The following is a 24609-nucleotide window of genomic DNA, read 5'->3' on the forward strand; positions in this document are numbered from 1 at the left end:
TGTGCTGACGGATCTGGCTCCCGCCAGAATCCGTCTCTGTTTACACCACGGTGGAATAGGGATACTTTTTATCCTTAATAAGTCGGTCGGTACCGACCCGGGAACCCGTGGATGATCCTGAAAAGCCAAGTCGAATGGGCACTGCACTGCTGCGCCATTCTCGCCGGTCTGCCCGAGGGGCGGTATCTCTCCACAAAAGCGCTTGCCGAGTTCCACGGCCTTCCCAAGGAATATCTCTCCAAGGCACTGCAAAGCCTGTCGCAGGCGGGACTGGTGCACACGACGCTGGGGCCGTCGGGTGGATACCGGTTGGCGCGGACGCCGGCAGAGCTGACCTTCCTCGACATCGTGGAGGCGGTTGAGGGCAAGGCGCGGACGTTTGTCTGCAACAATATCCGCGAGAACAATCCGTGTCGTCCCCAGGGCTATTGCGAAAGCAATCCTTGCCCGGTGGCGCGCATCATGTGGGAGGCCGATGAGGCCTGGCGCGCAAAATTGCGCGCCGTCAGGCTTTCCGACCTCACCGAAGCGTTGGCGCTCGACATCCCCGCGGAGCTTTGGAAAAACAGCTTCGAATGGGTGCTAGAGCGCGCCGGATGAACGTGGCCGCATGACCGTCGCGGGCGGCCGGTCTCCCGTCGCCGGCATGCAGGCGGCTAGTCATGCCCGCATCGTTCCGGGCACCCGTTATCGACAGCGCCACGCCGAGATAGATGGCGGCGACCACCAGGTCCTGGAGCAGGCGCGCTTCTCGCGGCCTCAGGCGTGCCATGGGACGCCCACGGCCCTGGAAATACCAGACACGATGCCGGCAAGCCCGAGAAGGTTGATCAAGACCAGAGCCAGGAAATGATGATCGCCGAACATGGGCTCACCGACAGTATTTTGGCTGGCGGCAGGGCCGGACGCGAGGAAGGGCGACCGGCCTTGCGCCCCTATTTCTTGGCCGGATAGGTCAATTCCTTCTGGGCGCTATCGACCACGAACACCGCCAGCAGCTTCGCGGGCTTCGTCTCGCTGCCGTTTTCGCTAACACTGTGGCGATCACCCGGCATCTCCGAAAAGCTCTCGCCGGCCTTGTAGACCTTGACCGGGTCGTCGTTGACCTGGCTGCGGATGGAGCCTTCCAGAACGGTGGCATAGATGAAGGCGGAGCTTGGATGCGTATGCGCCTCCGAATAGCCGCCCGGGCCATATTCGACGAGGATGCCCTTGATGCTCTTGCCGGGGGCATTCGGCAGTTCATGCTCATAGACGAGGGTGACCTTGGCGGCCTTCTCGCCGGCGCGATGGGTCTCCTTGGCTCCAACCGGGCCGGCCAGTGCCGCCGTCAGGGCGAGCGCGATGGCGATTGACTTGATCATTCGAAAACTCCTTTGTGTGTTGAGCTACGGCGCATCCTGCCGGTCATTTCCGCGCCGCGGTGGCGAACCATTGTTCGAAGGTGATGCGGCCAAGGCGCGGATTGTTGTCGGAGACGAGCGAAGTGTCGTTCAGCCTCGCGCCGAAGTAGAGCGCCTCCGGATCAGCCACGACCTCGCGGGGATCGCCGACAGCCTTGAGGTAGCGGGCGACGAGTTCGCTCATGCGCGCACGCTCCGGACCGGAAATCTCGATCATGCCGTTGATCGGCGCGCCGAGCGCGATCCCGGCCATCGCATCGGCGACGTCGTCCGATGCGATAGGCTGCACATAGGCCGGCGACAGGTGCACGGCCTCGCCGACCGTGCCGGACTTGGCGATGCTGGCCAGGAATTCCATGAACTGCGTCGAATGAACGATGGTGTAGGGGATGCCGGAGGCCTTGATCAGCTCTTCCTGGACGAGCTTGGCGCGAAAATAGCCGCAGTCCTGCAGGCGTTCGGTCCCGACAACCGAGAGCGCGATGTGGTGCCTGACCCCGGCAACTTTGCCCGCGGCGAGCAGGTTGCGGCCCGAAGTGGTGAAGAAATCCATGGCGGGCTGGTCCTCGAACGAAGGTGAATTGGCGAGGTCGATGACGACCTCGGCGCCAGCCAGCGCCGCCTCCAGGCCTTCGCCCGTGATGGTGTTGACGCCGGTATTCGGGGCGGCGGCAACCACCTCGCAGCCCTGCTTGCGCAGCCGTTCGACCGTCTTGGAGCCGATAAGCCCGGTGCCCCCGATGATGACGATTTTCATGATAGTCTCCGTTCGCGGTCGCGCCGCGTCGTTGCTGGTTTCGTTGAGGGAGAGGTCAGTTCAGGCCGGCCTTGTCGAGGCCATAGAGCTTGTCCGCGGAGCCGGGCACGGTCTTGAAGGCGACGCTGACACGGTTCCAGGCGTTGATGGCCATGATCGAGAAGGTGAGGTCGGAGATTTCCTTCTCCGAAAGCTGCCCGCGCACGCGTTCATAGAGCTCGTCCGGGATACCGCCTTCGGGGAGTTTGGTGACGGCTTCGGTCCAGGCAAGGGCGGCACGTTCTCGGGGAATGAATAGGATCGATTCGCGCCAGACGGCGAGATGGTACAGCCGCAGCTCGCTCTCGCCGTGGATCTTTGCTTCCTTGACGTGCATGTCGAGGCAGAAGGCGCAGCCATTGATCTGGGATGCCCTGACGTGGACCAGATCGCGGAGCTTCTCTTCGATCGCGCCATGTGTCTCGGCCATGCTGAAATCGAGGAGCTTCTTGAAGAGTTCAGGCGATTGCTGGGCGGCGTTCAGGCGCTGCGTCATGGCTTTTCCTTTTTTGGATATCTTGTGTCCTTAAGGACAATTAATATCCATAATGACTGGACAGTAAAGCGCCACCCGCCTACGATGCGAACATAAGGCTTATGTCGAAAAGTATGAGGGCGAGGATGGACGTCGTATCGGCGTTGCGAACGTTCCTGCGGGTGGCGCAGACAAAATCCTTCTCAGCGGCCGCCATCGACCTCAATCTGACGCAGCCGGCTGTATCCCGGCAGGTCTCCGCGCTGGAATCGCATCTCAAGACGCGCCTCCTGCATCGCACGACGAGCGCGCTCGCCTTGACGGCGGAGGGTGAACGGATGCTGCCGATGGCGCTGCGCGTCATCGAAGCGGTCGAAGCGCTCGGCGAAGCCAGCGGCGCCGAAGCGGCAGCCATATCCGGAAAGGTTAGGCTCAGCCTGCCGACGCCCCTCGGCTTCTTCCTCAGCGACCGTCTGGCAGGGCTGTTGGAGCGCCATCCGGCACTTCAGGTCGAACTGCTCCTTCGGGATGAACCGTCGGACGTGGTCGCGAATGCGATCGATCTAGAGGTACGCCTCGGGCCGGTCTGTGACAGCAGCCTGATCTGCCGCCGGATCGGCTGGACAACAGCCTTTCTCGTGGCCTCGCCAGCCTACATCGAGGGACGCGACACACCGCGAACGCCGCAAGACATCAAGGATCACTCCTGCATTTGCTACAGCCGTGGCGGGGACGGCCGGTCGTGGTCGTTCTCCAGCGGAGCGGAGGAAGTGGTTCTGCGGATTGAGCCCCGCCTCGTCGCCAACAATTCGATGGCCGTCCATCGCGCGACCCTGGCGGGAGCCGGGCTTGCGGTGCTTTCCCACATCCTCGCCGGATCGGACATCGAAGCGGGCAGGCTGGTCAAGCTGATGCCGAATTTTCCGCCGACGCGCCTGCCGATCAATGTCGTCTACCCGTCCCGCCGGAATATCCCGCTGCGTGTGACAACGGTGCTCGACTTTCTTATCCAGGCCGTCCGCGGCGATGTCTTGATGGCGTCGTCGGCGCCCGTGCGGACAATTCCCGGACCCTTGACCCACACTACCGCGTCTGAAGGCTCCTATTTCTTTCCCTGCGGATAGATCGTCTCGCCGCGCTTCAGCATCGCCACGAAGGCTTCGATCTTCTTCTTGCGCCCGGCTTCGGTCTTCATGTTGTGGGTGCGGAAGGCGAGCGAGAAGCGGTTCTGCGCGCTGAGCTTTTCCAACATCGCCTTGGCCGCCGGCTCGGCATCGATCGCCGCTTGCAAATCATCGGGGATTTTCATTTCCTTGCCGCTGCCATAGGCACGTGCCCAGCGCCCGTCGGCCTTGGCCGCCTCGACCTGTTTCAGCCCGTGCTCGGTCATGCGGCCCTCCTCGATGAGCCGCGCGACATTGTCGATGTTGATCTTGCTCCAGATGCTTTTTTTGCCGCGCGGCGTGTAGCGCTGCAGGAAACTGTTCTCGTCCAGCCCCTTGCGCACGGCGTCGATCCAGCCGAAGCACAGCGCGACGTCGATGGCTTCCTTCGGTGTGATCGACTTCAGTCCCGAGCCTACCTTGTGAACCTTGATCCACACTTCGGTTTCCGTGGCGTGGTGCTGGCCGAGCCAGGTATGGAAACTGGCCGCGTCGGGAAATTCCCTGACCTTTTCGGGATCGACCTTGACCGGAGCCATCAGCGGGCCTGCCGGTTCAGAATTGTTGTCGCTGGGGCCCCTGTCATCTTGCCTCCGTCATCTTGCCTCCGTCATCCTGCGGCCCGGCATCATGGCATCACACCCAATTCCCGTCAGCAGTGGAGACGCTGTCATGAAGTTGGAAACACACCATGGATTGCCGCGTTGCGGCTGAAGCGCGCCCGACCAGATGGAGGAGCACGACGCTTCCCCACCGTGCTATAGGACCACAAATGCCACGCGGGGGGATATGCCGCAATGAAATCTCTGCTCTTCGGCCTTGCCTTGTTGCTGCCGGGCGTGGCGCTGGCCGAACCGATCGAAACCCGCAAGATCATCACCGCGCTGACCGGCGACTTCAACGGCGACGGCGCTCCCGACCTTGCCATGGTGGTCGAGACCGGCCCGACCGACCCGATGGACATCCATTTCTTCCTCGGGGACAAGGAGCACAATTACCTCAAGCCTGTCGAGATCGTGCGCGAACAGATCGGTGGCGAGTGGAACGGCTACGACCGGCCGGGCTACGAAAACTCCGACGCCGAGCCGGAGCTGACAATGCTGCCCAACGGGTCGATCAAATTCCATCTGCCGGCGCCGGAGATCGGCAGCGAGCGCACCAACCAGACGCTGACCGTCGCCTACCGCAACGGCGCCTTCATCGTTGCCGGCTTCGCCTACGATTCCGATGATTACCTGCAGGAGAATGCCGCCAGCGCCTGTGACTACAATGTGCTGACCGGCAAGGGCACCAGCTCGAAGCAGCAGCCGGACGGCAGCACGAAGCACAAGACCGTGTCGGCGGAAGGCAAGACCATCGCATTCCGGGACTGGAACTCGGGCGACGCCTTCGCTGCTTGCCAGGAATAATGGCTCGCTGGGCTTCGGCCGGCATCAGGCCGGTGGCGGCATTGCCGGCGTCAGGCCATGGCGGCGCATGATCTCCATCATGGCAGCTTTGTCGGGCGGCCCGCCGGCAGCGGCGTTAAGCAGACCGAATGCCTCGCGGAAATAGTCCGGACCAATTGCCGCCGGCGTGATGACGCACAGCGTCTTGGCATCCCGGGTGCCGTTATTGTCGAAGCGGTGGACGGCGCCGCGTGGAATGCACAGCGCCTCCCCCGGCCCAACCTCGATCGGCTTGCCGTTCACGGTCCAGGTCAAAACCCCGTCAATGCCGTAGATCGTTTCCTCGTAATGGTCGTGGCTGTGCGCCGGCGCGGGCAAGCGCTGCGCGCTTGGCACCATCAGTTCGAAAGCGGCGACGCTGCCGTTCGAATTTTCGCCCGACACCAGGAAACGGACCGACAGCCCCTTGGTGCCGATGGTTTCATCGGCTGGGTTGACCCCAGGATTCATGGATGACATTGCGCAAACCCCTCCGGTAAATTACATTTACTAGCTATCAGTAAATTCAATTTACCGGATCGTCAATGGCCACCTCCACCGAAGTTCTGCAGACCAAGACCGAGGACCTTTTGATCGGCGCCCTGCTGCGCGTGCCAGCCCAGGCGATCCAGCGCCGGCTGATCAGGGAGCTCAATGCCGCCGGCTTCGACGAACTGCGTCTGCCGCATATGGCCGTGCTGCAGTTTCCCGGCCCGGACGGCGCGCGGCCCGGCACGATCGCCGAGCGTGCCGGCATGAGCAAGCAGGCCATCAACCAGCTGCTCACCAGTCTGGAAGGCTACGGTTATCTCGTCCGCTCCGACGGCGAAGGCAGCGCGCGCGTGGTGCGGTCCACCGAGCGCGGCCACGCCGCTTTCTGGAAAATGGTCGACATATTGCGCGACATCGAGGTGGACTGGCGCACCGAACTTGGGCCGAAGCGCTTCGCCGAACTTAAGGCGCTCTTGTTCGCAGTCTGGGATAGCCCGCTGGCCCGTTGACCAAGCTCCGGCCATCGAGGCAATCGGGTTTCCAAACCGCACGGCGTCGGACCAATCGGCATCTCCGATAGCACCATCGGTTTCTTCCGTTTCCCCTCACCGCATCGAGCTGCCAATTCCCTGCCCTTGTCCAACCAACGAAGGCAGAGCGGAATGAGCATTTCGAACCAGAGAATCCTGATCGTCGGCGGCGGATCCGGCATGGGCCTCGCGCTTGCAAGGCGCTGCCTGGCAGCCGGGGCCGAAGTCATCATCGCCGGGCGCGGCGAGAACAGGCTGCGGCAGGCGCGTGAGGCGCTGGGCAATCCCGCAGGGCTGGGGATGGCCACTGTCGACATTACGCGGGAAGACCAGGTCGGGGCGTTGTTCGCCGGGATCGGCGGCCTCGACCATATCGTCAGCACCGCCGCCGACATCGAAGGCGCCTACCGGCTGCTGCCGGAGCTCGACCTCGAGGCGGCGCAACGCGTGGTCGACAGCAAGCTCTTCGGCCCGCTGCTGCTTGCCAAGCATGGTGCGCCACGGCTGGCAGTGGCTGGATCGATGACCTTCGTCTCCGGCATCGCCGCCTACCGGCCGGCCGCGCGCGGCTCGGTCGTCGCCGCCGTCAATGCCGCGCTCGAAGGGCTGGTGCGGGCGTTGGCCATAGAACTCGCGCCGCTCCGCGTCAACGCGGTGTCACCCGGCTGGGTCGATACCGAAATTTGGGCGCAAGTGGCGGGCGACAGGAAGGCAGACATGCTTGCGGCGATGGCCGAGCGGCTGCCGGTCGGCAGGATCGGCCAGCCCGAGGACATCGCCGACGCGATCGCCTTCCTCATCGGCAATGGCTTTGCCACCGGCACGACGCTCCACGTCGAGGGCGGACATCGTCTCGTCTAAAACGGACGGCTCTGCGAAATGCTGTTAAAGCAGGGCCTTGGAGCGGCTTGAGGATTCAGCGTCTGAACTGGCTTTCGAGGATGCCGGCGCCTGCATGTCGCGCGCGGCGGCGAGCAGTCGGCGCAATGCCGGCGGCTGGACGCGCCGACGCCGCCAGATCATCGTCAGCGGCGCCGCCTGTTCCGGGCCAGGCCAAGGCAGTTCGATCAGCTCACGACGCTTGAGCGCGTCGCTGACCGCCAGACGTGGAATGAGGCCCAGCCCCGCGCCGGCCGCCACCAGCCGGGCAATGGCACCGATGCTGCCGACTTCGGCGGCAAGTTCAGGCGTACCAGTGCCCGCCTCGGCAAAGGCGGTGTCGAACATGTGCCGGTAGATGCATCCAGGCTCCGTTGCCACGAAGCGCAGCGCGGCAAGGGCGGCCAGGTCGCACGGAACCGGCTTCTGCCCCGGCGCGGTGACCAGCGCCAGCGGTTCGGCCAAAATCGTGCGCCTGGCGAAGCGCTGATTGGCGCCGCCGTTGGACATATCGCGGCGCTCGAAACAGAAGGCGACATCGATGTCGCCCTCCTCCAGCAGGCGCAGCAGCGCGCCGCTATCAGTCACTTTCATGCGCACGGCGATATCAGGATAACTGGCCTGGAACCCCGGCAGCCAGGGCGCCAGCCGGGCCGAGGCGATCGTCTCCAGCGCGCCGATGGTCAGCGCTCCGCTGGTCTGTCCCGCCACAGCGAGCACCGCCGCCCGCGCTTCGGCATCGAGCCGCAGCAATTCCTCGGCGATAGGCTTCAACACCAGTCCCGCCGGCGTCAGTTCCAGGCCCGACTTCGAGCGCGTGAACAAGACAGCGCCAAGCTCGGCCTCCAGCGACTGGACCTGGTCGCTCACACTCGACTGGGCGAGATGAACCGTCTCGGCGGCGCGCGTGACGGTACGGCAGCGCGCCACCGCGAGGAAGGTCTTGAGCAGTCTTGGATGCATCGGCTGGCCGAAATCGCCCGGCCTACTGCAGCTGCGGCTTTTTCAGGAAACTGCCGCGGTCGGCGGATTTCACACGCAGCCACGTTTCGCGGCCGTCGCGCACCACCCGCATCGGGATCTCGGCACCGGCCGAACCGCTTTCCCACAGCTTGCGATAGAAATCGGCGAGCCCGTCGACCGCGCCGTCGCGAACCTCGGAGATGACGTCGCCTTCGCGCAGGCCGGCCTTGGCGGCCGGGCCGCCCTCGGTCACGCTCATCACCACCACCTTACCGTCGCTTTCGGCCGACAGCGCCCCGAGCCACGGGCGCGGCGGCTTGGCCACCTGGCCACGCGTCAGCAGATCGTCGAGGATCGGCGGCAACAGGTCGATCGGCACCACCATGTTGATATCGGCCACCTCGCCGGCGCGGCTCATCTGCAGGCGCAGCGAACCGATGCCGAGCAGTGCGCCCTCGGCGCTGAACAAGGGCGCGCCGCCCCAGGACGGATGCGCCGGCGCGATGAAGATCGCCTCGTCGAGCAGATACTCCCAATAGCCGGCGAATTCCTGCTTGGTGACGATCTTGGCCTCGACTGCCCGGCCGATGCCGTCGGCAAGCACCACCGCGTCGCCGATCCTGGCCTTGCCGGCATCGCCCAGCGCCACGGCCGGCAGGCCCGTCGGAGCCAGCGCCTGGACGAGGCCAAAGCCTGATTCCTGGTCGTAGGCCAGCGCGTGCGCGGGGATGACACGGCCGTCATGCGAGGTCAGCCAGACCTCTTCCGCCTCGGTGATGAGATAGCCGATGGTCAGCACCAGCCCGTCATCGCGGATGACGACGCCGCTGCCTTCCCTGAGCGTGCCGAGGGCCCCGGCCGTGAAGGCATCCTCCGGAACGGTCGCCCGCACGGCAACCACGGAGCGCGGATTGGGATTGATGGTCATGATTTTGTCCTGCGATGCGAATGCCTGGCGGCTTGTTGTATAGGTATGCCACGCGGGAGAAGGCGCAAGGGGTGAGAACGGTGGCCATGGACCACGAAGCCAATCACTTGGCCTTTCGAGGTTCGAACGCCCGGCAGGACAATGCGGCGGCCCAAGATTAACATAGTTCAACACAAGTTGAACTTCCCCCTCCACAGCCCTACCTATAAACGCCTATCCATCCTTCCCACGACACGAGGCCGCGCAATGACTGAATACACCCCGCCGAAAGTATGGACCTGGAACAAGGCCAATGGCGGCACCTTTGCCAGCATAAACCGGCCGATCGCCGGTCCGACGCATGACAAGGACCTACCCGTCGGCAAGCACCCGCTGCAGCTTTATTCGCTGGCGACGCCGAACGGCGTCAAGGTGACGGTGATGCTGGAGGAGCTTCTGGCGCTTGGCCACAAGGGCGCCGAATACGACGCCTGGCTGATCCGGATCAACGATGGCGACCAGTTCGGCAGCGGCTTTGTCGAGGTCAATCCCAATTCCAAGATCCCCGCCCTGATGGATCGCAGCGGCAAGACCCCGCTGCGCGTCTTCGAATCCGGCTCGATCCTGGTCTATCTCGCCGAAAAATTCGGTGAATTCCTGCCCACTGAACAGCCGGCCCGGGCGGAAGTGCTGTCCTGGCTGTTTTGGCAGATGGGTTCTGCGCCTTATCTCGGCGGCGGTTTTGGCCATTTCTACGCCTATGCGCCGGAGAAGTTCGAATACGCCATCGACCGCTTCTCGATGGAGGTGAAGCGGCAGATGGACGTACTCGACCGCCGGTTGGCCGAGGTCGAGTATCTCGGTGGCAAGGACTATTCGGTCGCCGATATGGCGGTCTGGCCCTGGTATGGCGGGTTGGCGCTCGGCCGGATGTACAATGATTCCGCCGAATTCCTGTCGGTTCAGGATTACAAGCACGTTCAGCGCTGGGCAAAGGCGATCGACGAACGGCCCGCTGTCCAGCGTGGCCGCATGGTCAACCGCGCCTTTGGCGAACCGTCCATGCAACTGCACGAACGCCATGACGCCAGCGACTTCGACACCAGGACGCAGGACAAGCTGGCCGCCGAGTAAATTCTGGAGAACTGGCGGGCGACAAACAAAAGCCCATCACCGGATTAAATCGGTGATGGGCTTTTTGCTTGATGCATGAGACGGATCAGTGAAGAACTTCCACGATCTGACGGGTGTCCGGGTCGACCAGCACGGTCTGATCGTTGATCACCGCAACGCGATACTTGACGTTGGGGACCTCGCGCAGTTCGACCTTGTCCGGCACGGACGAGCCGAGCTTGAGCTCGACGCCCAGAAGGTTCACCGACGCTAGCGGCTCCTTCTTGATGTATTCGCGAACCACCGTCTCCTGTTCCGGCTGGACCACGATCGTGTCCGCCAGGGCCGCTCCGACGCCGCCCAGCAGGACGATGGCAGCCGCGGCGCTCGTAAGATAATGCTTCATAACAACCTCCATGATTGGGTATTTCGCTCCGCCTCAGGGGAAACTCTCACGCAACTGGGAGGTTCCATCCTTGTTTGTGAAATAAATGTGGCGCGCAACCAGAAACATGCCACATTTTATTATGCACACATGTGAAGATAAGCAATGGTATGCTTTGCTTTTCTGAAGAAACTTCTTCTAATTTGCGGAAATAGCAAAAGCATCGCGCGTTGCAGCGCAAGCAATGTCGCCTCTTTCTCGGATTACCCGCTCCTTAGGAACAACTAACGTATAGCGAAGAGTGTCGTTCCAAATGCTCTACCGGGCCTCCAAAAAAGGCCCGCCCTGCCGGGAGCAGAACGGGCCTTCAACGGACCGGTGGAGGTGGCGCCTCACCGATCGAGGCAGGAAAAACGCACGCATCACAGCTTCGTTCCACCGGCCGCCGCGATTTGGCGGAAGGTGCGCAACGCTCGATACCGGAGCGGGAGCTCTTCGTCAGAATCGGACGCCGTCCCGATGGAGCGGCGGCACCGGGTTGACTGCATCCGGGCTCATCGCGACGTTTTGCGCGCGCCTGTAGATCAGCCCCACGACGAGCACGAAATAGCCGACCTGCAGGACGACCAGGACCACCACTGTCCAGCCAAGCGCCACCCAGAACGAACCGGTAGCAATATAGGTCCACACTGCGACAACGATCGTGGTCGCCGACATCCCGACGAGAAAAGACCCAAAATACATCGACCATCAAGATCGCCGAACCGATTCCGGTCCGGCGACTCCCTGCCCATCTCCACACCCGCGCACAGGCTTTCATTATTTTAGCAACTACGCAAGTATGGCGTCCGCCTAGGCATCCATGTAGAAGTTTGTTGCGGGGCGGCCCCGGCAGGAGCAGTTTGATGCTCACGGACCGCGATATCAGGGAAAAGAAGTCCGGTGGGGATTGGAAATGACGCTCAAGCTTATCGGCGCCGGTTTCGGCCGCACCGGCACATGGTCGACCTTTGCAGCGCTTAACAGGCTCGGCCTGCCCTGCTATCACATGCAGGAAGTGATCATGAACAAGGCCAATAAGGGCCATCTTGATTTCTGGCGCGCGGTGGCCAACAGCCCGCCCGGCACCCAGCACGACTGGAACCGCGTGTTCGCAAGCTATACGGCCACCGTCGACAATCCAGGCTGCTGCGTCTGGAAGGAATTGATGGCTGCCTACCCCGACGCCAAGGTGCTGCTGACATTACACCCACGCGGCGCCGAGGCCTGGTATGAAAGCACCATCGACACGATCTACTTCACCGAGAACCTGTGGCAGTTCAAGGTCCTGGAATGGCTCACACCGTTCGGCCGCAAGTTCGGCGACATGTCGCGCAAGCTCATCTGGGGCCGCACATTGGCCGGCGTCATGGGTGACCGCGACAAGGCGGTTGCCCGCTACGCCAGCTATGTCGACGAAGTGAGAGCAGCCGTGCCGCCGGAAAAGCTGCTGGTGTTCAACGTCAGCGAAGGCTGGGGGCCGCTCTGCCATTTCCTCGACGTCGCCCAGCCAAACGAAACCTTCCCCAACCTGAACGACCGCGAAACGATCAAGAAGATCATCCGCGACATCATCAAAGGCTCCTACATCATGCTGGGGCTGACGATGGCCGCCATCGCGGCGGTGATCGCGGCATTGTGGTGGTGGCTGGGGTAACGGCAAGCCCAGGCAGTTCGATCCCTTGCCTGCATGGAGCGGTCAAGTTTTTCGCTCCGAAACAAACGACCTCAAGAGCTACCCGCTTTCACGCGGGCAGGCTGGCTGACAAGCGGCTCTCGCCGGAATTTTGCGCTTGTCTTTGCCTGCCGGGCAGCCACCAGCCCATGCCTGTCCGAGCAGGCTACCGTTCTTGAACCTGGCGGCGAGGCCGGATGATCATATCTCGATTGGATAAAATAGCGGAACGTCCAATGGACATTGCCGGAACCGAACGGGGCCTCTCGGACTTTCGGGCGCACGAAACAAGACCTTGGTCCTACAAGGAAAACCGATCAGTTCGATCCGCAGGCCGCAGCCCATCGAGTCAGATAGCAACGCAACGTCCCCGGTCAATCCATGGACCAGCACTTTGCCATACTGCGTTACCGCCTCGCCAGCCGCCTGGGGTTGGCCGATCATGCCCGGCTAGAATGCCGGGTCTTGCAGCCCCTGCCTATTCCGCTTTCGCGGAAGTTTCCGACGTGTGGGCGATGTGCGATGGTGTTGTTGCGGCGGTACGAGCCGCCCTGGTTGGCGCGGGCGCCGAGCACACCCCAACAATGCGCCCCCTCGTCCGCGTCGACCATGGCAAGCGCCCCGATTACTTGACCAGCGTCCATGCCCCGGCCCAGCCTCTCCAGGCACTCACCCCGGCGCCCCTGCAAACAGCACGACGCCGTCACCACCGGCCGCCGGCCAATCCCTGATGGTGCGGTCGGAGCCGCCGGTCAGCACCGTGCCATCGGCGGCGAAGGCGACTGCGTAGATCGGTCCGGTCTGGCTGTCGAACATGGCGATCTGGTTGCCGCTTGCCATGTCCCACAGCCTTGCAGTGCCGTCGAGCGATCCGGACAGCAGGTGTTTGCCGTCGGCCGATAGCACCAGCGCGTAGACCGTGCCCTCGTGGCCCTCGAAGCGCTTCACCTCGCGGCCGCTGTCGACGTCCCAGACCTTGATCGTCAGGTCGCCGCTACCGGTGATCAGATGATGCCCGTCGGCGGTGAAGACAGCGCCATAGGTGCCTTGCTCATGGCCGTGCCAGCTGCGCAACTGCTTGCCGCTGTCGATGTCCCAGAGTTTCAGCGTCCCGTCGATGCTGCCCGAGAGGGCCTGCTTGCCATCGGGCGAGACGGCGACCGCGCTGATCGACCAGTCGTGGCCGGTCAGCACATGCAGCACGGACCCGTTGACGAGGTCCCAGATAATGACGTTGCCGGTGTCGTGCCCGCTGACGGCGCGCCTGCCGTCCGGGCTGATCGCCAGCTTGTTGACGCCACCATTCTGGCCGGATTGGAAGACGTGCAGCACCGCCCCGTCGGCGAGTTTTCGCTGCACGATCTCACCGTCGTCGCCGGCCGTCAGCGCACTGACGCCGTCGGGCATGTAGAGCGCGGTGCGCGCCATGTCCTTGTGAACGCCGAGATTGCGCATCAGGTGCTTGCCGCCCATGTCCCAGAGCTTGATCGTGTGGTCGGTGCTGGCGCTCATGATCGAACGCCCATCCGGCGCCACCGCCAGCCAGACGACCGCATCGCGATGGCCGTCGGGCTGCGTTGGTGCCGCCGGCGGCGACGGCGGCAACGGCGCCACCGTCGGCGGCGGAATGACCGTGACCTCCGGCGGCATCGGGGCCGTAGACGCCGGCGGAACAGCAGGCTCGGCCACCGGCGGAGCTGGTTGCACCGGCAAAGCCGGCGGGTTTGCAGCGGCTGGCGGCGTGGCCGCCTGCTCGGGCGGCAGGGCCGGCGGCAAGGGCGGTGTCCGAGCAACCGGCGCCGGCGATTCCGGCTTTGGCACGGATTCCATGGGCGGCGCGCTGGCGACATGCTCGCCACCCTCATGCGGCCGCCACGAGCCGAACCCGTCGCCAAGCAGCGCCAGCAAGACAACCACTGGCAGCACCAGGAAAGTTTGGCGCAGGCGTGGGCGGCCCGCCGGCTCCAATTCGGCGTCCCTGCCGAACAGCGGCACCCCGGCCGCGTGCACGGGCCGGCCGGGCAATTGGCCCGCCAGGAACAGCAACGCACCGATGAAACAGGCAAGTGCCGCCGCCGAATATGCCGCCGGCCGCAGCATGGCAACGTCGAGCCCGGCAAGGCCACGCCCGGCCAGGATGTCGATCAGCGGATAGACAGGGGCCAGACAGGCGGCCGCGACCACAGCCAGGACAAGCGCCAGCGACCTGTCAGCCAACCTGTTCATCGCGCCCTCCGCCCGCCGATCTGGACAAGATTATCAGCGTCGGTGGATGCCGCAAAGCGCCGCTCTTGTTTCCTGCCCTGATGTATACCGATCGCAGGATTCGGATTTGCGCCAGGGCACCCGGCCTCCTGGAGCCCAGAGTCCGCGATGCTTCGGTGGGATAACCTCGACTATCGCCCTCACAACATTGACAGATGACCGTAATGTGTCACTATCGCGACGGGATATAGTGGAGAGCTTGCACTATGAAGAAGATTTATGAACGACCCGTCCTGGTCAAGAAGGGTAATCTGAAGTCGGTCACGGCCGGGCCCTCGGCGCCGATACTGCCGGGCTGATTTCAGTACCCGGAACATATCCGCCAATAATGTTGGGGGCACTGTCCGATCGGCAGGCAGGGATGCTCTGTCTTTCTTGAGGCCGTGACAGCGTTGCCGTCGCGTGGTTTACGCGAAGACTGTCGCGACGGCCTTCACCCCAATTCCACCCAGACCGGCGCGTGGTCGCTGGCCCCATCTTGCCCGCGCACGTCACGATCGATGCCGGCGGCCCTGAGCTTGCGCACCAGCGTTGTCGACAACAGGATGTGGTCGAGCCGCAGGCCCGCGTTGCGTGGCCAGCGGTTCCGGCGGTAATCCCAGAAGGTGTAGAGCGTTTCCTTCGGGTATTTCTTGCGCAACGCATCGGTCCAGCCTTGTTCGAGCAGCGCGGCGAAGGCGGCGCGGCTTTCCGGCTGCACCAGCGCGTTGTCGTCATAGGAGCGTGTGGCGTAGATGTCGCGCGGCTCGGGCACGATGTTGTAGTCGCCGGCCAGCACCACGGGCAGGCCGGTGTCGATGAGTTGTTCGGCATGCGCTTCCAGCCTTGCGTGCCAGGCGAGCTTGTAGGTGAATTTCGGTCCCGGCCGCGGGTTGCCGTTCGGTGCATAAAGGCAGGCGATGACGATGCCGTTGACCGCAGCCTCGATGTAGCGGCTCTGCCGGTCGGCATCGTCGCCGGGCAACACATCGCGGGTCAGCACCGGCTCGGCACCGCGCGCGAGTATGGCGACGCCGTTCCAGGTCGGCTCGCCTTTCCACACCGCGCCATAGCCGGCATCGGCAAGCGCGGTGCGCGGAAACTGCATGTCGCGCGCCTTCAGTTCCTGCAGGCAGACGACATCGGGTTTTGCGGAGCCGAGCCACGCCAGCAGGTTGTCCAGCCTGCTGTTGATGTTGTTGATGTTGAAGCTGGCGATCTTCATTGGATCAGGGCGCGATCCTGCCCATCCAAGCCTTCACCGTCTCCGCCAGCGTCGTCAGATGATCCGCGATCGAGAAACCCGAAATACTCTTGCGCGGCTTCAAATCATGGTCGCCGTCCTCCAGCCAGATCACTTCGATTGCATTGGAAAGGTTGTAGGTCGCAACCTCGTCCTTCGTGCCGAACTCGTCGCGCGTGCCTTGGAAGATCAGCGTCGGCGTCTTCAGCCCGGCGAGATGTTTTGTCCGCAATTGCTCGGGCTTGCCAGGCGGATGGAAGGGATAGCCGAGGCAGACCAGTCCTAATATTTCGCCCTTGGAAAACATCTCGTCGGCGATCATCGACGCGACCCGCCCGCCCATCGACTTGCCGCCGATGATGAGCTTGCCCGTCACGCCCTTCGCCCTGAGGTCGGCGATCGCGTTGATGTATTCCGGGTTCACCGTTTCGGCACGCGGTGGCGGCTTGCGCTGGCCGTAGCGGCGCGCGGCCATATAGTGGAACTCGAAGCGCACGACCTGGAAGCCAGCGGCGGCCAGCGCCTTTGCGGTGGCTGTCATGGAAGGAGAGTCCATTGAAGCGCCGGCGCCATGGGCAAGCAGGATGGTGACGGGAGCGGTGTCGTGGCCGTCAAAGAGGAAGCTGGTCATGGGTGTCTTCCTCATGAAGGCCGAGTTCCCGGTGTTCAAGCGCAAACATTTCAGCCCGCCGACTTCTGCGCCAGCTCCATATCCACGAACTGCACGCCTTTGGCGGCGACCCCGGCCCACTCGGACTTGGAGTCGAGTTCCAGATAACGAGACCACAGCCGCCGCGCCTCAAGCAGATTGCCGGCGTCAAACTCCAGCCGCGCCAGATTGAACACCGGGTCGGCATAAGTCTTGTCGAGCGCGATCGCCTTCTGCAAATGCCTTCGCGCCGAAGCGTCGCGCCCTTGCTCGCTCATCAGCCCGGCCAGGTTGAACCAGGCTTCGACGAAGACCGGATCGAGCTTGATCGCCCTGGCATAATCATGCGCGGCTTCCGCCACGCGCCCGGACCCGCGCAAACAGTTGGCGCGGTTGAAGGCGGCGATGGCGTCGGTGGGATCGATGGCGAGGCAGCGCTGGTAGAGTGCGGCGGCCCCGTCATGGTCGCCGCCCTCCTCGGCGGCTTCCGCCTCGGCGAACAAATCTTCCAGCGTGTCGTCGCCTTGTGCCGCGGCGCCGAGATCGAACAGCAGCTGCCCGTCGAGCTCGCTCTGGCCGCCTTCGAGGTAGATCGCGTCGGGGCGGCCGTGCTGCGAGCCGACATTGAGCGACTTGGCGGTCAGCGAAGCCACCGGGCCGGAGCGGTGGACGGAGCGCGCGATCGCGCCCCATGTCGCGCCCCCGGCGATCAGCCCCGCATATTTGCGCGCCAGGATCAGGTCGCGGAAGGAAAAGGGCTCGCCATCATGCTCGAAGGCGTCGAACAGGCTGAGCCTGTCGAGATCGGCGCCGGACAGCTTTGACTGATCGATCAGCGATTGGCGCGACAGCGAAGAGGCCTCGGGCGCCTTCATCAGCCCGAGCAGCCGCAGGAAACCGTTCTCGCTCATGAGAATGCGCCCGGCCGCGCGCTCGGCGCCGAGGCGGCGTTCGATCTCGCTATCGCTATTTTTGGTGAGTCCGGCCTTGGTTAGTCCCGCCTTGACCAACAATGCGCGTCCGAACACGACATGCGTGGTGCGCCGGGTGACGCCGCGCCTGAGCTGGCCGTGCTGGCGCTCCACCTCGCGGGCGGCAAGCCTGAGCGGAAACGCCGCCAGTGCGCCGATCGTGCCGAAGACAGCGCCCGGAACGGCCGGAGCCGTCATTTCTTGCTCTTGCCGACCGCCTTGAGCAGGTTGGCCTTGAGCGGATTTTCAGGCGCACCACCCGCGGCCGCCTTCTTCGCGGCGGGCTTGGCGGGCTCGTCGGCCTTGCTCTTCGACTTGGCCGGCGGCTTCGACTGAGACAGGCTGGCCTTCAGCGCATCCATCAGGTTGATGACGTTGCCGCGCTCCGGTGCCGCCGCGATGATCGGCTTGTGGCCCTTCAGCTTCTCGCGGATCATCGTCATCAGCGCGACCTCGTAGCGGTCCTCGTAATTCTTCGGATCGAAGGTGGTTTCCTTCTGCTTGATCAGCGCTTCGGCAAGCTGCAGCATTTCCGGGTCAGGCTTGCCGGCTGGAATGTTGCCGAAATATTCAGCCGTGCCACGCACTTCGTTCGGGTTCCTCAACGTGCACACGAACATCCCGTTCTCGCGCGCGCCGATCGTCACCACGCGCTCGCGGCTGGACAGCACCAGCCTGGCGATGGCGAGCTTGCCGGATTTGCGCATCGCTTCGCGCAGCACGGCGAAAGTCTCTTCCGCCATCGCCCCGTCCGGCGCCATGTAATAGGGCGCGTCCTGGTAGATGACGTCGACCTCGTCCTCATCGACGAAGGCTTCGATGTTCATCGTGTGGTTGGATTCGATGCGCACCGCGTCGAGGTCGGCATCGTCGATGATGATGTACTGCTTGTCCTCGTACTCGTAGCCCTTGACCAGATCCGCCCGCTCGACGAGCCCCAGTTCAGGGTCGACCGGCTTCATGTTGATGCGGTTGTGGGTCTTCTTGTGCAGCTGGTTGAACGAGATGCGCTCGCTGGCGCTGGTGGCGGGGTATAGCCGCACCGGACAGCTGACGAGACTGAGTTTGAGGTAACCCTTCCAACTTGCCCTGGGCGCCATGATGAACTCCTACGCGGCCATGCACTGACTGTTGCTTCGCAGCGCTTCGTCCGAAGGACGAACAACGCTGCGCGAATCCTACACCGACCCCGCACAATACCGACAAATCCCTGACGAAATCTTCCCGCCGGGGCTGCGAGAGGACCGGCGACAAGATAATTCAAATTGTCGAAAGCGTCGATGGCGTTTGAGCCGACACGCCGGCGACCACAGCGAACGCTCCACGCTTCGTCATCCTAGGGCGTAGCAAGGAGCGAAGCGCCGCGCGCAGACCCTAGGATCCATGCCGTGACCTACAAGCGTTGCCGTGGTGAAGGAAAGCTCACCATCCAGTCCCGCGAAAGAGTTCGAACCAGTCTGGATTGGCCTTCTCGATCAGTTCAACTTTCCATAGGCGCGGCCAGCGCTTAAGTGACTTCTCGCGCTGGATTGCATCGGTAATGTCGAAAATATTCCTCGTACCAGACCAGCCGTTGCACGCCGTATTGGCTGGTGAAACGCGAGCCTTGGCCCGACTTGTGTTCTGGCATACGGCGACCGAGGTCATTGGTGACACCGATATAGATTGTGCCACGCTTCTGGCTCGCGGTCATGTAGACGTATCCGGTCATCTGAACAGGTGCATTCTACAACAACGGTCGCGGCATGGATCCTAGGGTCTTCGCGACGGAGCTTCGCTCCTGCTTCGCCCTAGGATGACGAAGTTCAGGAACCCTGGTCGTCGAAGGGCGCCTCAAAGCCCGTTTACCTTTCCCGAGACCACCGGCAGATCCCTGGCGAAGTCATCGATCTCAGCCCACGGATCGCCCGACGTCTCCAGCAACCCCGGCAGCGACGCATAATTTAAATCCTGCGGTGCATCGATCGCCTCCAGATCGGCCCAGCTCACCGGTGTCGAGGCCGGCAGGTTGGTTCGGGCGCGCAGCGAATAGGGCGCGGCCGAGGTGTGGCCACGCGCGTTGCGGTGATAGTCGATGAAGATGCGCCGCTTGCGGTTTTCCTTGCCCATTGTGGTGGTGAAGGTGTCGGGCGCGGTGGCCGCTAGATGCGTTGATATGGCGCTGGTTGCCTGATGCAGCTTCTTCCAGTTCTGCTTTTGCGTCACCGGCACGGTGATGTGGATACCGCTGCCGCCGGAGGTTTTTGCGAACGGCACCAGGCCAAGCCCCTCCAGCTCGCCCTTGATGTGCACGGCGGCCTCCACCACCTCGCGCCAGGAAATCCCCTCGCCCGGGTCGAGGTCGAGGACGATCTGGTCGGGCTTGTCGAGGCTCGAGCGATGCGTGCCCCAGGTGTGGAACTCGACGACGCCGAACTGCGCCAGCGCCAGGTATCCTTTCGCGCCCTCGACCGAGAGATAGGACTTGGTCTCGCCCTCGGAATTGGTCGCCTGGAACGTCACCACCGAAGGCGGCATGCCGGTGAACGCATGACGCTGGAAGAAGCAGTCCTTGGGCAGGCCGGTCGGGCAGCGCACCAGCGACACCGGGCGGCCAAGGATGTGCGGCAGCATGAAGTCGCCGACCAGCGCGTAATAGACGGCGATGTCGAGCTTGGTCGGGCCGGTCTTGCCGAACAGCCGACGCGTCGGGTTGGTCACCCAGATGGTGGCGAGGTCGGCCTCGGAGATCAGCCGTTTGCGCTTGGCCGACACCGGCGTCGACAGGCCGACATCCCTGAGGCCCCGGAACACACCGTGGCGCAACGAATTGTCCGCGGTTCGGTTGGCAAAATGGATGCGCGCCGAAAACAGCGGCTTGACCCAGTGCATCTCGCGCATGATTTCGCGCGGCACGCCTTCCGGCGGCGTGGCGCCGGATGTGAGCGGCTCAAGCCGGGCCAGCAGGTCTGCCGCGGTCCCGGCATCGAAGCCGGTGCCGACCTTGCCGCGATAGTGCAGTTCGCCATCCACCCACTCGGCCATGCCGAGCGCGGCCAGCCCCTCGGCCGCGTCCGAAATGGTGTAGCCGGCGATGACGAAATCGTCCTTTTCGAGCGCCTTGGTCTTGGTCCAGCTCTTGGTGCGGCCGCTCTGATAGATCGCGGTGGCGCGCTTGGAGACCACGCCCTCCAGGCCGAGTTCCGTCACCTGGTCGTAAAGCGCTTGCCCGGAACCCTCGACATGGTCGGAGAACTGGATCGCGGAGTTGGCGCCAAGCCCGCCAAGCAGTTCGGCCAACAGCGCCTTGCGCCGGATGAGCGGCACCTTCATCAGATCCCAGCCCTCGAGATGCAACAGGTCGAAGGCGTAGAAATGCAGCTTGCTGCCGGCGCCCGCTGCCAGCGCGTCCTGCAACAGCGCAAAGCGGGAAATGCCCTTGGCATCGAGCACGACGATCTCACCGTCGATGATCGTCTCGCGGCACGGCAGCTTGGCGAACGCATGTGGCAAGTCGCCATAGCGTCTCGTCCAGTCGATGCCACCGCGCGTGATCAGCCGCACCTGCCCGTCGGAGATATGCGCCATGGTGCGGTAGCCGTCGAATTTGATCTCGTGCAGCCAGAGCTCGTTCGTATTCTCGGCAAGGCCTTCGCCGCCCGGCGGCTTCGGCACCTGGCTCGCCAGTTGCGGCTCGATGCGGCTCAGCGCTGGCGCCTTGGCCGCGCCCGGCAGGTCGCCCGGCTTCAGCGAACCGGGCTTTTGCGCGGACTTCGCGGCCGGCTTAGGTGGCGCTGCCAGCTCCTCGATGCGCAAGCCGGATTTCACGCTTTCCGGCCGCGCTTCGAGGATATTCAGCCCCGTGTCGGCGGCGAGGTCGCGCTCCTTGAACAGCAGCCAGTTCTTCTTGTTCTCGTCTTCGCCGGGCTTTGGCTTCAGCCGGGTCAACATCCAGCCACCATTGAGCTTTTCGCCGGCCAGCCGGAACTTGAAGGCGCCGGTGAGCAGGCTTTTGTCGACGTCGTCCATCGGCGCCCAGCTGCCGGTGTCCCAGACGATCATCGGCCCGCCGCCATATTCGCCTTCGGGAATGACGCCCTCGAAATCGATGTATTCGAGCGGATGGTCCTCGGTCTCCACCGCCAGCCTTTTGTCGGCTGGGTTGAGCGATGGCCCGCGCGGCACCGCCCAGCTTTTCAAGACATCGCCAACCTGCAGGCGCAGATCGTAGTGGTCCGCCGTGGCGTGATGCTTATGGATGACGAAGCGGTTGCCGCCCCCAGTCATCAGCCCGCCGGCCGGCTCCGGCGTCTTCGAGAATTCGCGCTTGGCGCGATAGGATCCGAGCTTGGCGGGCGGCATGTCAAAAGCCGAGCCTGGCGGAAACCAACAACCGCCTCGTTCCTTCGCGCCGTGGGGCGCTATCTTGGCACCGCTCGCGATTTATCACGTGGTCTCAGTCGTCCGTCGCCGGCGTCAGCTCCAGCTCGGCCGGCGACAAACCCTGCTGCAACTGGCTCAGCCGGAACTCATCCACCCAGTAGGCCTCGCCGTCGACCAGCACGCGCGCACTGTAGGTGCCGCCTGAGAAACGCTGCGCGGTGACGTAGACCTTGTGGCGGTCAAGTGCCTTGCGCACCGCGGCGCGCTTGGAGTTCTGGCCGTTCACGGCAGTGGACATGCGCTTCGCCCTCGGTCGCCTGACACGGAACTCGGCCGCTTTTGGCGGCCCGGCGACTGGCCCCAAGGATGGCGGAGACACGCGCGCCTGTCAATTTCGCGGGCGGCGTCCTTCAGGTCTTCAACCGCCGGAAACGGCGCATCACGCCCTGCACGGCCTTGTAAAGCCGCGGCTTGGAGCGCACAAACAGCTCGGCCTTGCAGCGCAGCCTGATATAGGCGGTCGAGCCCCTGCCCTTCAGCGTCATCGCCTCGCACAGTTCGGCCAGCACCGAGTTCGAGGCGCCGATATGCTGCTTGTATCCCTGTCCGCCGACCGAGAGGTCGAAATAGCCGAGCCCTTGCGCCCGTGCCCACACCATCAGCTTGCCGATCATCGTCAGGCCCGGCGCGACGTTGGCCACCGCGTCCTGGTCGATCCCGAGCAGCAGGGCGTGCAAGGTGCCCTTCATGACCAGCACGTACATGACAGCGAGATAGGCCTGGCCGACGCGCAGCCCGAACAGCCGCACCGAGCCGTCGGAAAGCCCCTGCAGGGCGGCGTTGCGGTAGAACTCCACGATCGGCGCCTGCGTCAAAAGGTCGAAGCGCCCGAGTTCGCGAAAGCGGTTGAGCCTGAGGTCGAGCAGTCTGCCGAACTGCTCCTCGATCATCTCAGGCGTCTCGGCTTCGACCAGTGCGAGGCCTCCGAGTTGTTCGAAGCGGCGGCAGTGCTTGTTGAAATTCTTGGTGAAGGAGGATTTGCAGATACGCTTGACCAGCGTCTCCGGCTCGCCATCCATGACGAGACCCGAGGCGATCTGAATGGAGTCGCGCGCCGCCGAAAGCAGCGCCAGCGGATTGGCCACGCCGTGGATTTCCCGCGGAATCCCCGCAATATGGATGCGGTCGGCCGGCGGCAGCACGGCGCGGACCGCGGCCCAGGCGGCGTCGGCGTTTTGCCTGATCCAAGGCCTGGCATCGGCCAGCAGCGGCGCCGAATAATCGCACACGCCGCAGCTCAGCCATTCGATCACGGAGTGGCCGAGCGCCCGGCGCCGCATCAGCGGCAGCAGCATGACATGCGCGCCCGTGGCGGCATCATTGACCTCAACGACGAGCAGCTCGGCGCTTTTGGGCATCAGCCGCCCGGCGATCCCTTCCACCCAGGCAAGGCCCTGGTGGCCGGTGCACAAACCGGTCTCCTCAAGACGCTGCCAGAGCTGCCTTACGGTGTCGAAGCTGGTGTGCAGCCGCGCCGTATAGTGCGCGGTGGCGCCCATGCCTGCTCTAACCGGCGAAATCGGTTGAACCGGTGCATCCGCCGTCGCGACCAACCGCACTGCCTGGCTTGCCACATGCCTCTCCCATTCGTTCTGGGGCGCATGGGCATTATCCACGCAAGCGCCGAAAACCCCGCATTGTTCCCTGGACCGCGTTGAGCAGCCTTGGGCTGGACCGTACGAAAGCCTCGGCCCGCCTGCGGAACTCGATGGCGGTGGTCGCCACACTGCCCCGCATCGTGAACCCATGGCAGAGTTCGACCAATACCGAACCCTTGGCGCCCATATGTTCCTTGTAGCTCTGGTTGCCGACCGACAGGTCGAAATATCCAAAGCCTCGTTCGCGCGCCCAGCCGATCAACCTGCCCATGATTGCAAGCCCCGGCGAGACATTGGGCACGACGCCCTGGTCCATTGCTATCAGCAGAGCATGAACAGTCCCTTGATGCACGAGCAGATATTGTACCGCGATCAGAGCCTCGCCGACGAGCAGCCCGAAAAGCCGTACAGAGCCGTCCAACAGGCCCTGAATAGCCGCGTTCCGGTAGAAATCGACGATGTTCTCCTGGGTCAGCAGATCGAAGCGACCAAGCTCGCGAAAGCGGTCGAGCCGCATCCGCACCAGTTCGCCGAAGATACGGTCAACCTCGGCCGGCGCCCCGGCCTCGACCAGTTCCACGCTGCCAAGCCGTTCGAGGCGGCGCCAGTCCTTGCCGAATTCCTTGACGAAGGATGGCCTGCAGAGACGCTTGAGCACTGTTTCGGGATCGCCGTCGATGGCGAGGCCGAAAGTGGTCTGGATGGAATCGCGTGTGGCCGACAGCAAGGCCAGCGGATTGGCGACGCCCTGAATCTGTCGGGGAATCCCCACGATGTGGACGCGGTCCGCCGGCGGCAGCGCCGAGCGCACCGCCGCCCACGCAGCCTGGGCGGATTGTCGCGTCCACGGGCTGGCATCGGCCAGCAGCGGTGCCGAATAGTCGCAGACGCCACAGCTCAACCATTCGACCACCCAATGCTGGAAGGCCCTGCGCCGCATCAGCGGCACCAGCATCCTGGGTTCGCCAGTCGTGGCGTCGCCCACCTCGACGATGAGGAGTTCGGCGCCTTCCGGCAGCAGCCGCGTGGCGATCCCTTCCGCCCAGGCGTAATTCTGGTGGCCGGTGCACACACCGCTTTCCTGGAGGCGCAGCCAGAGTGGCCTGACCGCCTCGAGGCTGGTGTGCAGTTTTGCCGTATAGGCGTCGTTCGCCGCGACGGAGGTGGGATGCGAGACCTGCCCGCCAGGCAAGTCGGTCATCGCGGCAATTTGCACTGCGTGGCCTGTCACATCC

The 24609-nt window shown here is 63.8% G+C and carries 26 protein-coding genes and 2 pseudogenes; 8 read left to right on the forward strand and 20 right to left on the reverse strand.

The window, feature by feature from the left end:
- The first annotated feature begins 111 nt into the window (after window positions 1-111).
- Window positions 112-600, forward strand: coding sequence for an RrF2 family transcriptional regulator (locus tag LB516_RS15315; protein WP_015316869.1), 489 nt, complete (start codon window positions 112-114; stop codon window positions 598-600).
- A gap of 82 nt (window positions 601-682) precedes the next feature.
- Here LB516_RS15315 and LB516_RS15320 read toward each other — a convergent pair.
- From LB516_RS15320 to LB516_RS15335, 4 genes and pseudogenes are all read right to left on the reverse strand, one after another.
- Window positions 683-867 (reverse strand): annotated as a pseudogene (locus LB516_RS15320) (hypothetical protein); the annotation flags it as partial.
- A gap of 68 nt (window positions 868-935) precedes the next feature.
- Window positions 936-1364 carry a cupin domain-containing protein gene (locus LB516_RS15325; protein WP_224719878.1) on the reverse strand — a complete coding sequence of 143 codons (429 nt, stop codon included), beginning with the start codon at window positions 1362-1364 and terminating at the stop codon, window positions 936-938.
- A 43-nt stretch (window positions 1365-1407) separates the two neighbouring features.
- The gene (locus LB516_RS15330) at window positions 1408-2160 is read right to left on the reverse strand and encodes an SDR family oxidoreductase (protein ID WP_140788450.1); all 753 of its coding nucleotides are present in this window, start codon (window positions 2158-2160) and stop codon (window positions 1408-1410) included.
- 55 nt (window positions 2161-2215) lie between these two features.
- Entirely contained in the window at window positions 2216-2695 is a 480-nt protein-coding gene (locus tag LB516_RS15335; protein ID WP_015316865.1) for a carboxymuconolactone decarboxylase family protein, read from the reverse strand.
- 125 nt (window positions 2696-2820) lie between these two features.
- Between LB516_RS15335 and LB516_RS15340 the strand changes: the two genes are divergently transcribed.
- The gene (locus tag LB516_RS15340) at window positions 2821-3798 is read left to right on the forward strand and encodes a LysR family transcriptional regulator (RefSeq protein ID WP_224719879.1); all 978 of its coding nucleotides are present in this window, start codon (window positions 2821-2823) and stop codon (window positions 3796-3798) included.
- Here LB516_RS15340 and LB516_RS15345 read toward each other — a convergent pair.
- Window positions 3777-4376 (reverse strand): YdeI/OmpD-associated family protein, encoded by a 600-nt coding sequence (locus LB516_RS15345; RefSeq protein ID WP_140725121.1) that lies wholly within the window; start codon window positions 4374-4376, stop codon window positions 3777-3779. The genes LB516_RS15340 and LB516_RS15345 overlap by 22 nt on opposite strands.
- A gap of 258 nt (window positions 4377-4634) precedes the next feature.
- Here LB516_RS15345 and LB516_RS15350 point away from each other — a divergent pair, with 258 nt between their 5' ends.
- Complete coding sequence (locus LB516_RS15350; RefSeq protein ID WP_224719880.1) at window positions 4635-5246, forward strand: hypothetical protein; 612 nt, start codon at window positions 4635-4637, stop codon at window positions 5244-5246.
- 24 nt (window positions 5247-5270) lie between these two features.
- Here the strand turns inward: LB516_RS15350 and LB516_RS15355 are convergent, their stop codons facing one another.
- Complete coding sequence (locus tag LB516_RS15355; protein ID WP_140617937.1) at window positions 5271-5744, reverse strand: cupin domain-containing protein; 474 nt, start codon at window positions 5742-5744, stop codon at window positions 5271-5273.
- 65 nt (window positions 5745-5809) lie between these two features.
- Here LB516_RS15355 and LB516_RS15360 point away from each other — a divergent pair, with 65 nt between their 5' ends.
- Window positions 5810-6265, forward strand: a complete 456-nt coding sequence (locus LB516_RS15360; RefSeq protein WP_224719881.1) for a MarR family winged helix-turn-helix transcriptional regulator — start codon at window positions 5810-5812, stop codon at window positions 6263-6265.
- Window positions 6266-6418: 153 nt separating this feature from the next.
- Complete coding sequence (locus tag LB516_RS15365) at window positions 6419-7147, forward strand: SDR family oxidoreductase (protein ID WP_224719882.1); 729 nt, start codon at window positions 6419-6421, stop codon at window positions 7145-7147.
- 24 nt (window positions 7148-7171) lie between these two features.
- Here LB516_RS15365 and LB516_RS15370 read toward each other — a convergent pair whose 3' ends face one another.
- Complete coding sequence (locus tag LB516_RS15370) at window positions 7172-8128, reverse strand: LysR family transcriptional regulator (RefSeq protein ID WP_224527197.1); 957 nt, start codon at window positions 8126-8128, stop codon at window positions 7172-7174.
- 22 nt (window positions 8129-8150) lie between these two features.
- Complete coding sequence (locus tag LB516_RS15375; protein WP_023775064.1) at window positions 8151-9056, reverse strand: S1C family serine protease; 906 nt, start codon at window positions 9054-9056, stop codon at window positions 8151-8153.
- Window positions 9057-9302: 246 nt separating this feature from the next.
- On the opposite strand from LB516_RS15375, the gene yghU reads away from it, so the two are divergent.
- Window positions 9303-10169 carry a glutathione-dependent disulfide-bond oxidoreductase gene (yghU, locus tag LB516_RS15380; RefSeq protein WP_015316856.1) on the forward strand — a complete coding sequence of 289 codons (867 nt, stop codon included), beginning with the start codon at window positions 9303-9305 and terminating at the stop codon, window positions 10167-10169.
- Between the two features lie 85 nt (window positions 10170-10254).
- Here the strand turns inward: yghU and LB516_RS15385 are convergent, their stop codons facing one another.
- Complete coding sequence (locus LB516_RS15385; protein WP_015316855.1) at window positions 10255-10554, reverse strand: DUF1236 domain-containing protein; 300 nt, start codon at window positions 10552-10554, stop codon at window positions 10255-10257.
- A 477-nt stretch (window positions 10555-11031) separates the two neighbouring features.
- Window positions 11032-11277, reverse strand: coding sequence for a hypothetical protein (locus LB516_RS15390; RefSeq protein WP_015316854.1), 246 nt, complete (start codon window positions 11275-11277; stop codon window positions 11032-11034).
- 211 nt (window positions 11278-11488) lie between these two features.
- Here LB516_RS15390 and LB516_RS15395 point away from each other — a divergent pair, with 211 nt between their 5' ends.
- Window positions 11489-12229 carry a sulfotransferase family protein gene (locus tag LB516_RS15395; RefSeq protein ID WP_140617933.1) on the forward strand — a complete coding sequence of 247 codons (741 nt, stop codon included), beginning with the start codon at window positions 11489-11491 and terminating at the stop codon, window positions 12227-12229.
- 687 nt (window positions 12230-12916) lie between these two features.
- Here LB516_RS15395 and LB516_RS15400 read toward each other — a convergent pair.
- Window positions 12917-14473 (reverse strand): WD40 repeat domain-containing protein, encoded by a 1557-nt coding sequence (locus tag LB516_RS15400; RefSeq protein ID WP_224719883.1) that lies wholly within the window; start codon window positions 14471-14473, stop codon window positions 12917-12919.
- 245 nt (window positions 14474-14718) lie between these two features.
- On the opposite strand from LB516_RS15400, the gene LB516_RS15405 reads away from it, so the two are divergent.
- Window positions 14719-14811, forward strand: coding sequence for a lasso RiPP family leader peptide-containing protein (locus LB516_RS15405; protein ID WP_140617931.1), 93 nt, complete (start codon window positions 14719-14721; stop codon window positions 14809-14811).
- A gap of 134 nt (window positions 14812-14945) precedes the next feature.
- Here the strand turns inward: LB516_RS15405 and LB516_RS15410 are convergent, their stop codons facing one another.
- The 9 genes and pseudogenes from LB516_RS15410 to LB516_RS15450 all read right to left on the reverse strand — a co-directional run bounded on the left by LB516_RS15410 (window position 14946) and on the right by LB516_RS15450 (window position 24605).
- Entirely contained in the window at window positions 14946-15716 is a 771-nt protein-coding gene (locus tag LB516_RS15410; RefSeq protein WP_224719884.1) for an exodeoxyribonuclease III, read from the reverse strand.
- Window positions 15717-15720: 4 nt separating this feature from the next.
- Window positions 15721-16365: an alpha/beta family hydrolase gene (locus LB516_RS15415; protein ID WP_224622565.1), complete on the reverse strand. Its 645-nt coding sequence runs from the start codon at window positions 16363-16365 to the stop codon at window positions 15721-15723.
- Window positions 16366-16415: 50 nt separating this feature from the next.
- Window positions 16416-17552: a tetratricopeptide repeat protein gene (locus LB516_RS15420; RefSeq protein WP_224719885.1), complete on the reverse strand. Its 1137-nt coding sequence runs from the start codon at window positions 17550-17552 to the stop codon at window positions 16416-16418.
- Window positions 17549-18454, reverse strand: coding sequence for a Ku protein (locus tag LB516_RS15425; protein WP_015316846.1), 906 nt, complete (start codon window positions 18452-18454; stop codon window positions 17549-17551). The genes LB516_RS15420 and LB516_RS15425 overlap by 4 nt, the downstream gene beginning before the upstream one ends.
- A 322-nt stretch (window positions 18455-18776) precedes the next feature.
- Window positions 18777-19065: pseudogene (locus LB516_RS15430) on the reverse strand (GIY-YIG nuclease family protein).
- Window positions 19066-19187: 122 nt separating this feature from the next.
- The gene (gene ligD / locus LB516_RS15435; RefSeq protein ID WP_224719886.1) at window positions 19188-21695 is read right to left on the reverse strand and encodes a DNA ligase D; all 2508 of its coding nucleotides are present in this window, start codon (window positions 21693-21695) and stop codon (window positions 19188-19190) included.
- Window positions 21696-21789: 94 nt separating this feature from the next.
- Window positions 21790-22014 carry a hypothetical protein gene (locus LB516_RS15440; RefSeq protein WP_015316844.1) on the reverse strand — a complete coding sequence of 75 codons (225 nt, stop codon included), beginning with the start codon at window positions 22012-22014 and terminating at the stop codon, window positions 21790-21792.
- 112 nt (window positions 22015-22126) lie between these two features.
- The gene (locus LB516_RS15445) at window positions 22127-23350 is read right to left on the reverse strand and encodes a GNAT family N-acetyltransferase (RefSeq protein ID WP_224719887.1); all 1224 of its coding nucleotides are present in this window, start codon (window positions 23348-23350) and stop codon (window positions 22127-22129) included.
- A 34-nt stretch (window positions 23351-23384) separates the two neighbouring features.
- A complete protein-coding gene (locus tag LB516_RS15450) occupies window positions 23385-24605 on the reverse strand; it encodes a GNAT family N-acetyltransferase (protein ID WP_224719888.1) in 1221 nt (406 codons plus the stop codon).
- Between the last annotated feature and the right edge of the window lie 4 nt (window positions 24606-24609).

The sequence above is a fragment of the Mesorhizobium sp. CO1-1-7 genome, from assembly GCF_020164885.1.
GTDB lineage: Bacteria > Pseudomonadota > Alphaproteobacteria > Rhizobiales > Rhizobiaceae > Mesorhizobium > Mesorhizobium australicum.

Coding starts and splice junctions, on each gene's coding strand:
- LB516_RS15410 (WP_224719884.1), bottom strand. CDS start 15,716: ATGAAGATCGCCAGCTTCAACATCAACAACATCAACAGCAGGCTGGAC.
- LB516_RS15370 (WP_224527197.1), bottom strand. CDS start 8,128: ATGCATCCAAGACTGCTCAAGACCTTCCTCGCGGTGGCGCGCTGCCGT.
- yghU (WP_015316856.1), top strand. CDS start 9,303: ATGACTGAATACACCCCGCCGAAAGTATGGACCTGGAACAAGGCCAAT.
- LB516_RS15385 (WP_015316855.1), bottom strand. CDS start 10,554: ATGAAGCATTATCTTACGAGCGCCGCGGCTGCCATCGTCCTGCTGGGC.
- LB516_RS15425 (WP_015316846.1), bottom strand. CDS start 18,454: ATGGCGCCCAGGGCAAGTTGGAAGGGTTACCTCAAACTCAGTCTCGTC.
- LB516_RS15325 (WP_224719878.1), bottom strand. CDS start 1,364: ATGATCAAGTCAATCGCCATCGCGCTCGCCCTGACGGCGGCACTGGCC.
- LB516_RS15400 (WP_224719883.1), bottom strand. CDS start 14,473: ATGAACAGGTTGGCTGACAGGTCGCTGGCGCTTGTCCTGGCTGTGGTC.
- LB516_RS15330 (WP_140788450.1), bottom strand. CDS start 2,160: ATGAAAATCGTCATCATCGGGGGCACCGGGCTTATCGGCTCCAAGACG.
- LB516_RS15440 (WP_015316844.1), bottom strand. CDS start 22,014: ATGTCCACTGCCGTGAACGGCCAGAACTCCAAGCGCGCCGCGGTGCGC.
- LB516_RS15345 (WP_140725121.1), bottom strand. CDS start 4,376: ATGGCTCCGGTCAAGGTCGATCCCGAAAAGGTCAGGGAATTTCCCGAC.
- LB516_RS15335 (WP_015316865.1), bottom strand. CDS start 2,695: ATGACGCAGCGCCTGAACGCCGCCCAGCAATCGCCTGAACTCTTCAAG.
- LB516_RS15395 (WP_140617933.1), top strand. CDS start 11,489: ATGACGCTCAAGCTTATCGGCGCCGGTTTCGGCCGCACCGGCACATGG.
- LB516_RS15365 (WP_224719882.1), top strand. CDS start 6,419: ATGAGCATTTCGAACCAGAGAATCCTGATCGTCGGCGGCGGATCCGGC.
- LB516_RS15360 (WP_224719881.1), top strand. CDS start 5,810: ATGGCCACCTCCACCGAAGTTCTGCAGACCAAGACCGAGGACCTTTTG.
- LB516_RS15315 (WP_015316869.1), top strand. CDS start 112: ATGATCCTGAAAAGCCAAGTCGAATGGGCACTGCACTGCTGCGCCATT.
- LB516_RS15390 (WP_015316854.1), bottom strand. CDS start 11,277: ATGTATTTTGGGTCTTTTCTCGTCGGGATGTCGGCGACCACGATCGTT.
- LB516_RS15355 (WP_140617937.1), bottom strand. CDS start 5,744: ATGTCATCCATGAATCCTGGGGTCAACCCAGCCGATGAAACCATCGGC.
- LB516_RS15415 (WP_224622565.1), bottom strand. CDS start 16,365: ATGACCAGCTTCCTCTTTGACGGCCACGACACCGCTCCCGTCACCATC.
- LB516_RS15405 (WP_140617931.1), top strand. CDS start 14,719: ATGAAGAAGATTTATGAACGACCCGTCCTGGTCAAGAAGGGTAATCTG.
- LB516_RS15350 (WP_224719880.1), top strand. CDS start 4,635: ATGAAATCTCTGCTCTTCGGCCTTGCCTTGTTGCTGCCGGGCGTGGCG.
- LB516_RS15375 (WP_023775064.1), bottom strand. CDS start 9,056: ATGACCATCAATCCCAATCCGCGCTCCGTGGTTGCCGTGCGGGCGACC.
- LB516_RS15340 (WP_224719879.1), top strand. CDS start 2,821: ATGGACGTCGTATCGGCGTTGCGAACGTTCCTGCGGGTGGCGCAGACA.
- LB516_RS15420 (WP_224719885.1), bottom strand. CDS start 17,552: ATGACGGCTCCGGCCGTTCCGGGCGCTGTCTTCGGCACGATCGGCGCA.
- ligD (WP_224719886.1), bottom strand. CDS start 21,695: ATGCCGCCCGCCAAGCTCGGATCCTATCGCGCCAAGCGCGAATTCTCG.